The 15,551-nt window shown below is 73.6% G+C and carries 9 protein-coding genes; all 9 read right to left on the bottom strand.

Translation table 11 applies throughout. The features are described 5' to 3' along the window. Nucleotides 1-66: 66 nt before the first annotated feature. Nucleotides 67-756: a DUF305 domain-containing protein gene (locus VKK44_RS09175; RefSeq protein WP_343446430.1), complete on the bottom strand. Its 690-nt coding sequence runs from the start codon at nt 754-756 to the stop codon at nt 67-69. 77 nt (nt 757-833) lie between these two features. Further along, entirely contained in the window at nt 834-1,244 is a 411-nt protein-coding gene (locus VKK44_RS09170; protein ID WP_343446429.1) for a DUF6153 family protein, read from the bottom strand. 140 nt (nt 1,245-1,384) lie between these two features. Next, entirely contained in the window at nt 1,385-3,484 is a 2,100-nt protein-coding gene (locus VKK44_RS09165) for a heavy metal translocating P-type ATPase (protein WP_343446428.1), read from the bottom strand. 30 nt (nt 3,485-3,514) lie between these two features. Next, complete coding sequence (locus VKK44_RS09160) at nt 3,515-3,859, bottom strand: ATP-binding protein (protein WP_343447723.1); 345 nt, start codon at nt 3,857-3,859, stop codon at nt 3,515-3,517. An 88-nt stretch (nt 3,860-3,947) separates the two neighbouring features. Further along, complete coding sequence (locus VKK44_RS09155) at nt 3,948-5,501, bottom strand: hypothetical protein (RefSeq protein ID WP_343446426.1); 1,554 nt, start codon at nt 5,499-5,501, stop codon at nt 3,948-3,950. Between the two features lie 262 nt (nt 5,502-5,763). Next, nucleotides 5,764-9,681, bottom strand: a complete 3,918-nt coding sequence (locus VKK44_RS09150; RefSeq protein WP_343446425.1) for an nSTAND1 domain-containing NTPase — start codon at nt 9,679-9,681, stop codon at nt 5,764-5,766. A 206-nt stretch (nt 9,682-9,887) separates the two neighbouring features. Then, nucleotides 9,888-10,352 carry a hypothetical protein gene (locus VKK44_RS09145; RefSeq protein WP_343446423.1) on the bottom strand — a complete coding sequence of 155 codons (465 nt, stop codon included), beginning with the start codon at nt 10,350-10,352 and terminating at the stop codon, nt 9,888-9,890. Nucleotides 10,353-10,581: 229 nt separating this feature from the next. Then, nucleotides 10,582-12,261, bottom strand: coding sequence for a bifunctional 3-(3-hydroxy-phenyl)propionate/3-hydroxycinnamic acid hydroxylase (locus VKK44_RS09140; protein WP_343446422.1), 1,680 nt, complete (start codon nt 12,259-12,261; stop codon nt 10,582-10,584). 126 nt (nt 12,262-12,387) lie between these two features. Beyond that, nucleotides 12,388-15,468, bottom strand: a complete 3,081-nt coding sequence (locus tag VKK44_RS09135) for a BTAD domain-containing putative transcriptional regulator (protein ID WP_343446420.1) — start codon at nt 15,466-15,468, stop codon at nt 12,388-12,390. Nucleotides 15,469-15,551 lie beyond the last annotated feature (83 nt).

The following is a 15,551-nucleotide window of genomic DNA, read 5'->3' as shown; positions in this document are numbered from 1 at the left end:
AGTCGCCGCCCGCGCGGCGGTGCGGCCGGTACGACGCCAGGGTCGGTACCGGCCGCACCGAGTCGGCTACCGGCGGTCGAGGATCTTCTGCAGTGTCTGCACCTCGGCGGCCTGATCCGCGGCGATCCTGGCGGCGAGCGCCTTGGCCTCGGGGTTGCTGCCCTCGGCCTGCTCGGTCCTGGCCATGTCGATGGCGCCGTTGTGATGGGCGATCATCATCTCGGCGAACATCGTGTCGAACGCGGCGCCCTTCGCGGCGGCGAGGTCCGTCATCTGCTGCTCGGACATCATGCCGGGCATGCCGGCGTTCATGCCGGGCATGTCGTGCCCGGGGGTGGCGGACATGCTCGGCATGTCGTGCCCGGGGGTGGCGCTCGTGCCGGGCATGCTGTGGTTGTCGGGCAGATCCGCGGGCTTGCCCCAGGCCGTGAGCCAGCCCTTCATGGTGGTGATCTCCGGATCCTGCGCCGCCTTGATCCTGGCGGCCAGGTTCTTCAGCTCGGGGTCGCTCGCGCGGGTCGGGGCCAGGTCGGCCATGGCGACGGCCTGCTGGTGGTGCGGGATCATCATCTGGGCGAACATCACGTCCGCGTCGTTGGCGGTGGCGTCGACCGAGGTCGAGGCGCTCGGCGTGGAACTGTCGGCGTCGTGCGTCATGCCGCCGGCGTCGTCCGCGCCGCCGCAGGCGGCAACGGTGAGCAGGGCGGACAGTGCGACGCCCGCGAGGGCGGCGCGACGCGGGATGGTTGGCGTCATCTGGTACGTGGTCCTTGTCGTGAGGTGGGTCGGAGCAGGGCCGTCGGGTCCGGGCGAGGCGCCGGACCGGGGTCTGCTCACGTACGCAGGACCGTGGCGGCTCGCAGTCGCAGCCCGATGGGCCGGCGGGGTGGACCCCGATCCAGGCTGATCACCCGCCGGCGGTGGCCGGTCGGCGTGCGTGCGCCGCGAGGGCGGGACCGCAGCAGGGACAGGACGCCGAGGATCAGTGCGCCGCCCAGCACCGCCAGGCACACGGTGAACGCGTGCTCCCCGTCCCGGTGCCCGGGCGAGCCGTCGGGTCCGTGTTCGGCGGCGGGCGCGGCGGCGCTCCGGTGGACGGTGCTCGCGTGGGCGGTTCCGGGTTCGCCCGGGTGGCCGAGGGTGTGCATGCCGAACACGCCGAGCGTCACGGCGACGAGCAGGGCCAGCCGCAGCAGCGGGTGTGGCGCGCGCGTCGGTGGACGGCCCACCGTCGCCTGTCGCATTCCACCTCCCGAGGTCGGCCGTCCCGACATCCTCTTCTACTACAACCGCATAGTAGAAGGAATATCACGGCGGCCCGGCACGGGGATGGCGAACGCGGGCATTCGCTACGTCGTCACGGCCGGGCCGCACGTGGGTGCGGTCAGTCGGAGGGAGTCAGGCGTACGCGGCGCAGCAGTTGCGCGTTGAGCGCCACGACGATGGTGGAGGCGGACATCAGCACCGCGCCGACGGCGGGGCTCAGGGCAATGCCGGCCCAGGCCAGGACGCCGGCGGCGAGGGGGATGGCCACCACGTTGTAGCCGGCGGCCCAGGCGAGGTTCTGCACCATCTTGCGGTAGGAGGCGCGGGAGAGCCGGATCACGCCGGTGACGCCGCGCGGGTCGGAGGAGGCCAGGACCACGCCGGCGGACTCGATGGCCACGTCGGTGCCGGCGCCGATGGCGATGCCGACGTCGGCGCGGGCCAGGGCGGGGGCGTCGTTGACCCCGTCGCCGACCATGGCCACCGTCAGGCCACGGGCCCGCAGGTCGGCCACGGCGCGGTCCTTGTCGGCGGGCAGGACCTCGGCGAACACCTCGTCCACGCCGGGCCGGAAGCCCAGGTCGGCGGCGACCGCCTCGGCGACCGGACGGGCGTCGCCAGTGATCATGGCAATCTTCTTGACGCCCTGCTCGCGCAGCTCGGTGATGGCCTGCCGGGCCTCCGGGCGCACCTCGTCCTCAAGCGCGAACGCGCCGATCGGTTCGGGGTGGCCGTCGGCGGGCAGCCGCACGAGGTGCAGGACCGCCGCGCCCCGGGCCGACCAGCGGGCGCTGGCGGCGGCCAGGTCGGCGGGCACGGTGGCGTCGAGTTCCCGCAGCAGGGCGGGGCCGCCGACGGCGTAGGCGGTGCCGTCGACGACGGCCTGCACCCCCCGCCCGGTCAGGGACCGGAAATCGCGGGCCGGGGGCGTCGGACCGCGGTCGTGGGCGGCGGCGGTCAGCGCCCGGGCGAGCGGGTGCTCGCTGTCGGCCTCGACCGAGCCGGCGATGCGCAGCACGTCGTCCTCGGCGCGTCCAACGGTGGCGGCGACGGCGGTGAGGGTGTGGGCACCCCTGGTGAGGGTGCCGGTCTTGTCGAACAGCACCGCGTCCACGCCCCGCATGCGTTCGAGGGAGAGCCGGTCCTTGACGAGGATGCCGGCTCGGGCCGAGACCGCCGTGGACAGCGCGATCACCAGCGGGATGGCCAGCCCGAGGGCGTGCGGGCAGGCGATGACCAGGACGGTGACGGTGCGGACCACGGCCTCGTCGAGGTCACCGAGAGCCCACCAGGTGCCGAAGGTGACCAGCGCGGCGGCGGTCGCCAGGTAGAACAGCCAGGCGGCGAAACGGTCGGCGAGCACCTGCGCCCGGCCGGCGGAACTCTGCGCCTGGGCGACGAGCCGACCGATACCCGCCAGGGCGGTGTCCTCGCCGACGGCGTCGACGCGTACCCGCAGGGCGGAGTCGGTGGCCACCGTGCCGGCGACCACCCGGTCCCCGACGGCGCGGGGCACCGGCCGGGACTCCCCCGTGATCATCGACTCGTCCAGCTCGGCGACGCCGTCGACGATCCGGCCGTCGGCCGGCACCCGGCCACCGGAGCGCACCAGCACCACGTCACCGACCCGCAGGTCACGGACCGGGACCGGGTGGGCGCGGCCGGAGTCGTCGAGGCGTTCGGCGTCGTCGGGCAGCAGCGCGGCGAGCGCGGCCAGGGCGCCCTGGGCCTGACCGATCGCCTTCATCTCCTGCCAGTGGCCCAGCAGCATGATGGTCACCAGCGCCGCCAGCTCCCACCAGAAGTCGAGGCTGAACCCGCCGAGGCTGGTGGCCAGGGACGCGGCGTAGGCGACGGTGATCGCCATCGAGATCAGCAGCATCATGCCGGGCGCCCGGTCGCGGACCTCGCGCACGCCGCCGACCAGGAACGGCCAGCCGCCGTAGCCGAACACCACCGTCCCGAGCACCGGGCCGACCCAGGTCACGCCGGGGAAGTCCAGCCGGTAGCCGAACCAGTCCATGACCATGTGGCTGGTGGCCACGATCGGCACGGTCAGCGCCAGGCTCAGCCAGAACTTGCGCCGGAACTGCTCCGGGTCGTGCCCCGCGTGCTTGTCGTGCCCGGCATGCCCGCCGTGGCCGTGGTCGCCGGACGGGATGTCGGCCGGGGTGCGCGGGGTCGCGACCGAGTCGTGCCCGGTGTGCTGACGTGTCATGGGTCCACCTCCGGCTCCGAAGGTATACCCCTAGGGGGTATGGCCGCAACCGCGCTCCCCCTCGCCGATGCACTCGGTAGCTACGGCTACCCCGCAGGGGTATGCGGCCGGTGCCGCTCGCGTGGCACCGGCGGGGAGGACTACCCCTCTTGCCGGGCGGGACACCTGACGCCCCGAACCACGCCCGGCGGAGGACGCGACCGGTCCAGGCGGCGGGTGGACGGTGAACGCCGCGCCCGCTCCGGGCCCGTCGCGGGTGGCGGTGATCCGCCCGCCGTGCCGCACGACATGGCACGGGGCGACCGCCAGGCCGATCCCGGAGCCGCCGTGGTCGCGGCTGCGGACGGTGTCGGCCCGGTAAGAACGCTCGAACAGGTACGGCAGGTGCCGCGCGTCGACGCCCTCGCCGGTGTCCCTGAGCCTGGTCGGGCGTGCCGCGCACGCCCGACCAGGCCCTGGCGGCTCAGGCCGCCGGGAACGGGCGCAGCCCGATGTCGACCGTCAACGTGCCGCTGGACGGAACGGTGACGCGCTTCGCGGCGGCCGCGTCGGCGACGCCGTCGTACCAGCCGGCATAGTCCACGAACCCGCCCCACTGCCAGCCGACGGTGACCGTCTGCCGGCCCAGCACCCGCGTCTCGTACCGGCCGTCGCGGTCCCACACCGACCCGACCACCTCACCGGTGACTGCGTCGTGGAACGTCAGCCCGGCGGTGACCGGGCGTCCCGCAAAATTCGTCAGCCTGCCGGTCACCGGAGTGCCGCGCTTCAGCGCCGGGCTGTACGTGGTGCTCCGCCCGGCCCGGACGGTGACCGGCTTCGCCTGGCCCCGGACCGGGACCCCGCCCGACCACTGGAGGGCGTGGTCTGACGTGGAGAACAGGAGCGGCCAACGGTAGGGGCCGAGCCAGCCGATCCGGTAGGCGCCCTGAGCGTCCAGATCCACGTCCCAGCGAAGGTAGGACAGGCCCGAGGAGTGGGCCAGGGAGACCGTACCGGAGGTCACCGGCGAGCCGGTGGCGGCGCTGGTCACGGTGCCGGTGATGGTCCCGGCGCGGTCCAGGCGGACCGGTGGGACGGTGACGGTCCCACCGGCGGCGACGGTGAGGGTCCGGGCCTTCGCGGGATCGCCCGTGCCGCCGGTGGCGCCGACCCACTGCGCCCCGTACGGCGAGCCACCCGTCGGACGGACGAACAGCTTCCAGGAGCCGGCCTCGACGTCGTCCAGCCGGAGGTGCCCGCTCTCGTCGGAGCAGGCCAGCGGGCCCACGGCGGGCAGCTCGCCAGTGCCGGCCGGCGCGACGGTCGCGCAGGCTCCCCCGACCGGCGCCCCGGTGGCGGCGTCGACCACCGTCGTCTCCAAGTGGGCGGCGGGCGTCAGGTCGACCACGGCGGGGCCGCTGTCGCCCTCGACCACGGTCACCTCGGCGTCGGTGGCCAGGTAGTCGCCGTCCTCGGTGTAGACCCGGATCGTCTGCGGGCCGGGGACGAGCCGGGGAATGGTCAGCTCGGTTTCGTCGCAGTTGCCGCCGCGGCCAGCGGCGTACGCGCAGACCCGGGTGATCGGCGTGCCCGTGCTCGCGTCCCGCGCCCGCACGGTGATCGGGCTGGGCGGGAGCAGCCGCTCGGCGACGTCCGTCGTGGCCCCCGCGGCCACGCGGAACGCCTCGGCACCGGCGTAACCGGTCTTGCCGGGCACCCACTGCCGGAGCCCGTCGTCCAGCAGGTCGGGGTCGTAGTACGCCGGAGTAATCCTGACCTTGTAATCGGCGGCCGGCACCTCCACGTTGAGCTGCCCGGACTCGTCGAGTTGCAGGTAATCGGAGTAGCTGTCATCGGTGGCGACGAGGTCGACGGCGCCCCGGGCGGCGGTGCCGTCGGGCTGGGTCACGGTGATCCGGAGCAGCCCGACATCCTGCTCCTGGGCGGAGGCGGCGGCCGGTAGGACGGCGGCCGGTAGGGCAGCGGCCACAACCGCGGCGGTGAACGTGGCGAGACTTCGACGTGCGAAGGACACAGGGATCCCCTCTCCGGTTCGCGCACGGGGTCCCGCGTGGCAGCCGACCAGACACGCCCCCGTGCGTCATGTGCCGCCAGCAGCGTAGGTCGACTGGTGAGTCGCACACTGTCCGCGATCCGGCTCACGGCCGCCGTGCCGCGCTCACCGCGTGAACCGGCATATCGCTCGCGCCCGCCCCATTCCCCGTCAGCTCGACACGCCAGGCGTTCGTCCGCGGCCGGCCCCCGGGCGGGTATGCGAGCTCCTCCGCCGACCGGGGTCAGCAGGGCGGATGGTACGGGATGCCGGGCAGGTACTGCTCCCATTCAAGTTGGCTGATGGGTTCTTCCGTGCTGGAGCAGATCGTTTCGGCGGCCCGTTGCGGGTCGGTCTCCCACAGCCGGATGGTGCCGTCGGCGCTGCCCGCGGCCAGCGTGTGTCCGTCGGGCCGGTACGCGACCACGTAGTAGGCCTGGTCGGCATGGCTGAGGGTGACCACCACGCTGGGCCGGTTCGGTAGGCTGATGTCCCAGATCCAGATGGTGCCGTCGGTGCTGGCGGCGGCGATCTGCCTGCCGGATGGGTGGAAGGCCACCCAGTACACGTAGCTGGTCGGGCCGAGCAGCGGGCTGGGCAGCGGCTGCGGGTGGGCTGGGTCGGACACCCGCCACAGCCGTAGTGTCCTGTCGGCGCTGCCGGCGGCGAGCAGGCCGCCGTCGGGGCTGAACGCGACGCTGTAGGCGTATCCGGTCAGCCCGTGAAGTGGCGGGCCGAGCAGGGCCGGCCGGATCGGGTCGCGTACGTCGATCAGCCGGACGACGCCGTCGGTGTCGGCGGCGGCGAGCACCGGTGACCTGGGGTGAAACGCCAGGGACAGTACGATCGACCCGGTGCCGGTGACCCTGGCCAGCAGCGTGGGCCGTTCCGGGTCGGACACCCGCCACAGGTAGATCGTGCTGTCGTCACCGCCGACGGCCAGGAGTGACCCGTCCTCGCTGAAGGCCGCCGTCTCGATGAGCGCGGTCGCCCTGGTGAGCGCCGGTCCTACCCGCTTCGGCCGCGCCGGTTGACGAATGTCCCAGAGATCCACCGCGCCGTCGCGTCCGCCGGCGGCAAGCAGCGTCCCGTCGGGGCTGAGCGCGGCCGTGCCGGCGTACCCGTCCTGGCCGGCTGGCCGGTTCAGCGGCGCGCCGAGCGGCTCTGGCCGGCGTGGGTCGTTGACCCGCCACAACCGGACCGTCTGGTCGCGGCTGGCTTCGGCGAGCATGGTCCCGTCTGGCGTGAACCTGGCGCTGAACACAGCTCCGGTCGGGCCGACCAGCAGCGGGCCGGGAAGCTCCCAGTACCGCACATAGCCGTCGGTGCCGGTGCTGGCCAGGGTGTGCGGGTCGGCGCCGAAGGCGAGCGCCGTCACCGGGGTCGGCTGGGGCAGCGATCGCAGTTCTCGGCGGGTGGCCACGTCGTACAGCAGAATTCGTTTGTCGGATGTGCCGGTGGCGAGGACGGCGCCGTCAGGGCTGAACGCGATCGCGTTGATCCAGCTGGTCGCTCCGACGAGGGGGCTGCCCAGCTTCGCCGGCCGCTGCCGGCCGGCGACCTTCCACATCTGTACGGTCTGGTCGCCGCTGCCGCTGGCCAGAAGATCCCCGTTCGGGCTGAACGCCACCGAGAGGACCTTGCCGGTGTGTCCGGCGAGCGGCGCCAGCCGGGTGGGGCGGGCGCGGTTGCTGAGGTCCCACAGCCGTACGGTTCTGTCGGCACTGCCGGCGGCCAGCAGCCGCCCGTCGGGGCTGAACGCTACCGCCTGCACAGCGTCGTCCGGCCCGGTCAGCGCCGGCAGCGGCTGGGCGCTGCCCGAGCCGGTGTCCACAGCCGTGGTCGGCTCCGCGTCGTCCAGCGACCAACGCCACACCCGATGGTCGGCGCTGCCGGCGGCGAGCGTGCCGCCGTCCGGGCTGAACGCGAGCGCGTACACCGTGGAGGTCGGCCCGGTCAGCGGCGGCAGCGCCCGCGGGTGCGCCGGATCGTCCAGCTGCCACCGGTACACCCTGCCGTCTGCGCCGCCGGCGGCCAGCAGCGCGTCACGGGGATGGAACGCGACGGCGAACACCGTACCGGCGGGGCCGGTCAGCGTGGCCCCGATCGCGGTGGGCACCGGATCGGTGGCCCGCCACAGACGTACCTTTCCCTCGGCGCCGCCGACGGCGAGCAGCCGCCGGTGCGGGCTGAGGGCCACGGCTTGGGCGGCACCGGTGACGCCGCGCAGGCGGGCGGCCGTCGGGGTCGCGGCGGCGTCGAGCAGGCTGGACCGGGCCTGCACTGTCGGTGCGATCTGGTACGCCGCCAGCGCCAACTGTCGGGCCAGGCTGACGTCTCGCCCGCGCAGCCAGTCGGCCTGGCCTGCGACCAGCCGGGACACCGCCGCGTTGCGTTCCATGGTGGCCGTTTGACGTTGCTGGCTGGCGGTAGCGCGCTGCTCGAAGGCGTACGCGGCGAGCAGCCCGCTGCTGAGCAGCAATGCGGTCAGCGCGGCGACCAGCTGATAGAGCTGGCGGGTGCGGCGCCGGGCGTGTCGGCCACTGGCCGACAGGAACTCCCGCACCAGCGCAGACGGCTCGTCCGGGTGTTCGGCCGCCCAACCCTGGGCAGCGGCCAGGCGGGTACCCCGGTACAACGCCGCCGGGTCGCGGTCCTCGGCCCGCCACGCCGCCGCAGCGGTGACGAGTTGCTGACGCAGCACCAGCCCGGCCCGGTCGGTGGCCAGCCAGCCGCGCAACGCGGGCCAGGCGGTCAGCAACGCGTCATGGCTGAGCTGTACGGTTTCACGCTGCGCCGTGACCAGCCGCTGCGTGATGAACCGGTCCAGGATCCGCTCCGCCTCGGCCGCATCCGGCCCGAACTCGGCCAGCAGCTCGCCGAGCGGCACGGTACGCCGCGTGTCCCCGGTATCGGTCCCGACGTGGACCAGGCGGAGCAGCAGGCGGCGAGCCAGGCGCCGGTGGGCCGGGGTCAACCGGTCGTACGCTTCGCTGGCGCTGGCCGCGATCGCTTCCCGCACCCCGCCGATCCGCCGGTAGCCCTGACAGGTCAACCGTCGACCCTGGTCGTGATGCCAGGTGGCGAACAGCGCGTGCGACAGCAGCGGCAGCACGCCCGGCTCGGCACGGTCCGGCTCCCCTCCCGACGGCGTCAGGTCGGCCAGGAGCAACTCGACCAGCCCGTCCTCCAACTCCACTCCGGCGCGCCGGGCCGGTTCCACGATCGCCGCCCGAAGCTCGTCGTTTCTCATCGGCCCCACGGTGACCTGTCTGCCCTGGGCCGCACGCAGCAGCGTCGGGTGGCTCAACGCGTGGCCGTAGAAGTCGGCGCGCAGCCCGAGGACCACCACCAGTCCAGGGGTCTGCTCGCAGAGCATGTTCAGGTCGGCGACGAACGCCGCCGGATCCACCTGGCCCGGCCGTCTGACGAACACCTCCTCCGCCTGATCGATCACCAGCAGCCTCGGCCCCGACGCGACCCGCAGCCGCTCGGCCCGTGCGGTCAGCTCCGCTGTCGGATCCGCGCCGGGGGTCATGAGTTCCACCCACCACCCGGTGGTCGGAGTGGACGGGTCACCCATCGCCGGCCCATCCGTCGGGACCGGCGCCGACGGCCGGTCCGGCCCGGAACGAAGTCGCGCGATCAGCCCGGCCCGTAGCAGCGAGGACTTCCCGGAGCCGGAAGCACCGACCACCAGGAACAGTCCACCGCCGGCGACGTGCAGCCGGGTGACCTGTTCGACGAGGTGACCGGTGAGCTGATCCCGGCCGAAGAACCACCCGGCGTCCTCCGGCTGGAAGCTGGCCAGACCCTTGTACGGCTCAAGATGCCGCGACCGCGGTCCGGGGCCGCGACGCACGCGCAGCCAGGCCGCGATCCAATCGTCGACCGTGGTGGGCCGCACGTCGCACACCGTCAGCACCCGCACCAGTAGGTCCTGTGAGGCCAGCGAGGGCAGCCCACGCCCGGCGAACCAGTCTCCGATGGTGCTGTGCGCGCTGTACGCCCCGGCCTTCGCCGCCACCTGACGGACGGTCAACCCGGCCCGCTCCCGCACCGCTGTCAGCGCCGCCGCGAACTCGACCCGCCCGCCGATCCGGTTCGGATCCGGCCAACCGTCGGGCTCCGGCACGGCTTGCGGCGGCTGACAATCGGACACGGCCTCACCTCGCGACCAACAACACGGAAGGTGAGGAGAACGCTACTCAGCTACCGCGAGTGCGGCGAGTTCCCGGTCAAGGTTCCGACGCGTGGGTTGCGGCGGTCCGGTCGAACGACCGCCGACGGTGGCTGTCCTGGACGAACGGACGGTGCAGGGCCAGGCCCTGCACCGCGCTTGCTCCGTGGATGAGACGTTCACTCAGGTCAGTAGCTGCACAGTGGCACGCGATAGTCCCGGTACGGATAGGAATAGACGCCCGTGTTGACGTACCAGTCGGAGACGTACCCCTCGCCGGAACCGTGCCGCGACGTTGCCGGGTACAGGACGTAGTCCCAGTAGTAGTCGCCCTCCGGGCCGACACCGTCACCCGGGTACTGACACACGAGCCGTACCTGAAGGTGCGCTTCGAGGGTGGCCTGGAGGGTGCACCACGTTCCCGGCCACGACTTCTTCGGGGCCGGGTGGTAGCAGTCGCGTACGTTCACGTCGGATGACCCGATCGTCACGTCGGCGTTGGCCATCGCCGCGGACGGCGCGACAGCGGCCCCGGTCAGCACGGCCAGAGCGAGAAACAGCCCGAGAAGTGAACGGCGAGGCAGCCGCCGACGGGCCCGGGGCGTGGCGTCGGGAGACGGGATGGTGCGCTTCGGTACGAGCCTTCTGATCACGTTCCGTACCTCCGTCAAGGTCGTTCGCCAGCGGTCACCGGCGTTGACTTGACCGTGGACCGCGGGTGAGCCGGTCGCCAGGGCTGGCCGGGTTGCCCGGACGGGCTCGGACGAACCGTCCGGTTGTCCGGACGAGTCCGTACAACCATGCCCGTTGCCATCGACGACGGCCGCCCGGGCCGAGGTCACGTCCGCGCGGCGCCGCAGCCCGCATCTGCCTCGGCGGACCTCAACGCCTGCGCTGCGCGGTCACCGTCGGCGGGACCCACCGCGCCGACGGCACGCCGAGGGCGGCCGACAGATCCTGCCCCACCCGGTCGATCCCGGCGGTCGCCGACACGGCGAACACGAACCGGTCCGGCCGCAGCACCACCAGGTCGACGCGGCGGTGACGGAGCCAACCGCCGAGCACACCGTCGACGTCGACGACGTCGACCCGGTCCGGCTGGCCGTTCCCGGGCTGGTCCGGCAGGCCGGCCACCGGGGTGCCGGACGGGTGGAACGCGACGAACCGCACCGGCAGCCCGCGCCACTGCGGTCCGAGCGGACCGCCCTCCGTGGCCAGGCCGAGCACGGCGAAGCCGTCGCCGAGCGCCTCGTCGAGCAGACGCGCACCGGACGACCCCGGGATGAGGACCCGCGGCTGGGGAAACATGGTCCCGACCACGCCGTCGCGCCGACCGCCGGCCATCAGGCCCCGCCGGTACGCCGGCACCGGCTTGAACTCGAACCGCTCCAGGAACCGCCGTACCCGCGGGATCGTCTGGACAGCCCGGAGCACGGTGTCCCGCACCCAGGCGGTGGATCGGCTGCGGGCCAGGAAGACGCGCCCCAGCCGGACGCTCGTCTGCGCCATCTCCAGGGTGTGCGGGCGCCGCTCGGTCTCGTACGTGTCCAAGAGGGCCGCGTCGGCGGCGCGGGACAGCACCAGGGCCAGCTTCCACGACAGGTTCGCCGCGTCGCGCAGACCGCTGCACAGACCCTGCCCCAGAAAAGGCGGCATCTGGTGAGCCGCGTCGCCCAGCAGGAACACCCTTCCCTCCCGCCACCGTTGCGCGATGAGGTGGTGGAAGCTGTAGACCACCGCCCGGGTGACGGTGAACCGCGTCGGGTCGACATACGGCGAGACGAGCGCGGCGATGGTCGCCGGCAGCAGCATCTCGGCCTCGGTCTCACCCGGGCGCAGCATGAACTCCAGGCGGTAGCTGCCGGCCGCGCCGGGAGACACGAACGCCGGGCGCTGCCAGTCGCAGACGAACCGGGTGTCCCTGACCCGCACCGCCTCGGGCGGCACGTCGCCGGATACCGCCAGCCACGGCTCGGCGTAGCTCGTCCCGCCCAAGGGGAGGCGGACGGCGGACCGGGTGGCGCTGCGCGCGCCGTCGCAGCCGAGCAGGTACCGGGCGCGAACCGCCCGCCGTTGACCGGTGGCCACGTCGGACAGGAGCACGGTCACCCCGTCCTGGTCCTGCTCGAGACCGACCAGCTCGGTGCCGAGCGAGAGCTGGACGTGCGGAAAGCGGTCCAGCCCGGCCCGCAGCGTCCGTTCCAGCCGTGGCTGGTCGAAGAAGCGCAGCGGTGCGTGCCCGTACCCGAAATCAATCTCGGACAGCGCCATCCGGGCGAAGACCCGGCCCGCGCGGCTGACGTACTCGACGAGGGGCGGGGCGACCGTCTCACCCCGTACCTCGTCGAGCAGGTCGGCCTGCTGGTAGATGCGGAGCGCCTCGTCGTCGCAGGAGAACGCCCGCGGCTGGCCGTGCGGGGCCTCGCTCCGCTCCACGACCAGTGTGGAGACGCCGCGAGCGCCGAGCAGGTTGGCGGTGAGCGCACCGACCGGTCCACAGCCGACGACGGCGACGTCGACCTCCTGGACCGGGTGGTGAGCCGACGGCTGATCTGGACCCATGGCGGTGCCCTTCGGACGACGTTCGGGTGGGGACGGCACCCGGCCGTTCTCCCCTGACACCGACCACCGCACCAGGCCGGCGTGGAAAAGGTGTGGAGACGGCGTGGAGACCGGCCTCCACGCCGGTCAGTAGCCGACGAACCGCTGCAGCAACAACCCGGCACCCTGCTCGGTTGCGATCCGGGACCCGAGGTCCCACTCCGTGCGGTCGCGGCGCGCGACGCCGCGAATCCGGTGCAGCTCCGCGACGAACACCAGCTCGCCCACCCGGTCGGCCACGGCCAACGCCTCCTCGGCCAGCATCGCCGCGGTCTCCGGGCGCCCGGCGGTCAGGTACGCCTCGGCCATCGCGCACAGCGTGATGGTCCGGGTGGAGCGCAGCCCAGGACGGTAGATCCCCTCACCGGCGGCGCTCATCGCTTCGAGCCGGTCGTGCTCCCCGCCGCGCGCGGCAGCCCATTCGGCGACGAACGCGCCTGTCGCGATCATGTGCGGCAGGCCGGTGGCCCGTCCGATGTCCCGGCAGCGCCGCCCTGCGGCGTCGGCCGCGGCGACGTCGTGTTCCTGCATCGCCAGCCAGGCGGCGTAGAGTGCCGCGTTCGCCCGGCCGTACGGGTCGTCCAGCTCCTCGGCGAGGGCCTCGGCATCGGCGATGTCCGCCCAGGCACCAGCGGGGTTGCCGCGTACCGAGCGGACCAACGCCCGGAAGTTGTGGCAGCCCAGGACCGGCCGCCGGCCGACCTCCCGGCGCAGCAGCCCCCGATCGACAGTGCCCAGCCCGTCGATCGCGGCGGTGAGCCGTCGTTCCGCGTCGGCCGGCCGGCCGGTGAAGTAGCCGACCGCCCCGAGCAGGTACTCGCCGGCAACGGCGGTCAGCCGGCTGCCGTCGTCCTCGGCCCGCACCAGCCGCCCGGCGAGGTCGGCGCAGATCGCGAACTCGGCCCGGTTGGCGGCCAGCTCGCCCAGTGCCCAGAGCGCGTGCCGGATGTCCGCGTCCGGCCCCACGAGCGCCAGCAGCTCACGGGCACGGGCGCAGACCTGGTCAACCGCGTCGCTGCCGACGCCGACCGTCATCTGCAACAGCGACGCGCGGTGCAGCTGAACGGTCAGTTCGGTCGACGCCGCGTCGGGCAGGACCTGCGCGGTCGGGGCCAGCCGGTGTGCGGCACGTGCCAGGTGACCGAGCGCGTCCTCGTAGGCGACCCGCCGGGTCGCGTCGTCGGCGGCGAGCAGCGACCACCTCAGGTGGTCCGCACCGTGGCCGAGCCCGATCGCCTGACCGTAGTGGTGGGCCAACTCGGCCGGTGCGACGTCCACCGCCTGCTCGTAGGCGACGGCCAGCCGGGCGTGCAGTGCGGCCCGACGCGGCGGGACCAGCTCGGCGTAGGTGACCTCGGCGATGAGCGGATGGTGGAAGGTGACCGCGCCCGGTCCGGCCTCGGTCACCAGCGCGGCCGTGTAGGCCGGGGCGAGCCGCTCGGCAACCGCCGGGGCCGTGGTGTCCAGCGCCGCCGCCATCAGCTGGATGTCGAGATCGTGACCGGCCACGCTGAGCAGGTCGAGGCAGCGTCGGGCGGGCTCGGACAACCCGTCGAGACGCAGCCGTACGGTGTCCCGGATGCTCGGCGGCAGCTCCGCGGCGGCTGCCGGGTCCGTCCGGGCCCGGAGCAGCTCGGTGATGAAGAACGGATTCCCGCCGGTACGGGTGACGAGTCGCGCCACGACCGGCTCCGGCGGTGCCACCCCGGTCCGGTCCCGGACGAGGTCGGCGACCGAGGACGCGTCCAGCCCGTCGAGTCGGAGCTGACTGAACCCCCGACCGCGAGCCAGCTCGGCGACGGTCGCCACCAGGGCCGGGTCATGGTCGTACGGGCGGAGGGTGGCCACCACCAGTGCCCGGGCCGCCGACAGATCGGCGGAGAGGAACCGCAGCAACAGCAGCGAGTCCGGGTCGGCGGCGTGCAGGTCGTCCAACACGACCAGCAGGCCGCGCCGCCGGGCCACCGCGTGCACCAGTTCCGACACCGCCTCGTAAACCTGGAACCGCGCCGTCGGGTCGGGCCCGCCGCCGTCCGCCGGGCCCGGCAGCGAACCCGCGGCGAACCCGGCCAGCCGGCTCTCCGAGCCGGTGGCGCTGGCCTCCGGCATCGCCACGAGCGCGCGTACCACCTGGCTCCACAGCCAGAACGGTGGCGCCTGCCCGACATCGGGACAGCGGCCCCAGACCACGGGGACGTCGTTCGCGGCGGCCTGCGCGCTGAGTGTCGCGGCGAGGCTGGTCTTGCCGATGCCGGCCTCCCCCACCAGAGCCAGCACCCGCCCGCCGTGTCGGGTGGCCGCGCCGAGCGATTCCCGTAGCCGCGCCAGCTCCGCGCCACGACCCACCAGCCGGTCCGCGCCCCGGTCTGGTGACACGCCGGCCGCAACCGGACCCCGCCCGGGCGGTCCGGCCGGCTCGGCCTGCTCCAGGATCAGCCGGTGCGCCGCCCGGATCTGTTCCCCGGGGTCGAGCCCGTACTCGCTGGCCAGGACCCGGCGCCCCTCGTCGAAGGCCGCCAGCGCCTCGGCCTGCCGGCCGGACCGGTACAGCGCCGACATCAGGTGCGCCCGAGCCCCCTCGCGCAGCGGGTTCGCTGCCACGAACCGGCGCAGCTCCGCCAGTTGCGACGCGTGCCGGCCGGCCACGACGGCGGCGGTCAGACGGCCCTCCTCGGCGCTCAACCGCAGCTCAGCCAGGCGTGTCACCTCCGGGCGCACCGCGGCCAGCTCGGCGAGACCCGCCAGCGGCTCGCCCCGCCACAACGCCAACGCCTCGGCGTAGCGACGCTCGGCGACCGCCGGCTCTCCGGCCGCGAACGCCTCCGCCGCCTGGTCCACGAGCGCGCCGAACCGGACCGCGTCGATGGCGTCGGCGTTCACCCGCAGCTCGTACCCTCTCGGGCGGCTACACAGGATTCGAGCCGGCTCGCGATGGGACCGCTCGGGCTCCACGGCCCGCCGCAAGCCGGCGACGTACGTGCGCAGCGTCATCTGGGCGCTGACCGGCGGTCGCCCGTCCCACAGCGCCTCGACCAGCCAGTCGGCGGCGACGAACCGGTTGGGTCGCAACAGGAACAGGGCCAGCAGCGCCTGCTGTTTCGGCCCTCCGACGGGCACCACCCGCCCGTCCCGAAGGATCTCCGGCGGACCTAGCACCCGGAACTGCATGCCATCACCACAACGACGATTCCAACATGTCCGGTGCCGAGGACGGCAGGGACCGTGCCGACAGCCGCGACCCCCGTCCAGCC

Origin of the sequence: Micromonospora sp. DSM 45708 (genome assembly GCF_039566955.1) — a bacterium.
Lineage (GTDB): Bacteria > Actinomycetota > Actinomycetes > Mycobacteriales > Micromonosporaceae > Micromonospora.
The sequence above is the reverse complement of the archived record's forward strand: the minus strand, read 5'-3'. Positions and strand labels throughout refer to the sequence as shown.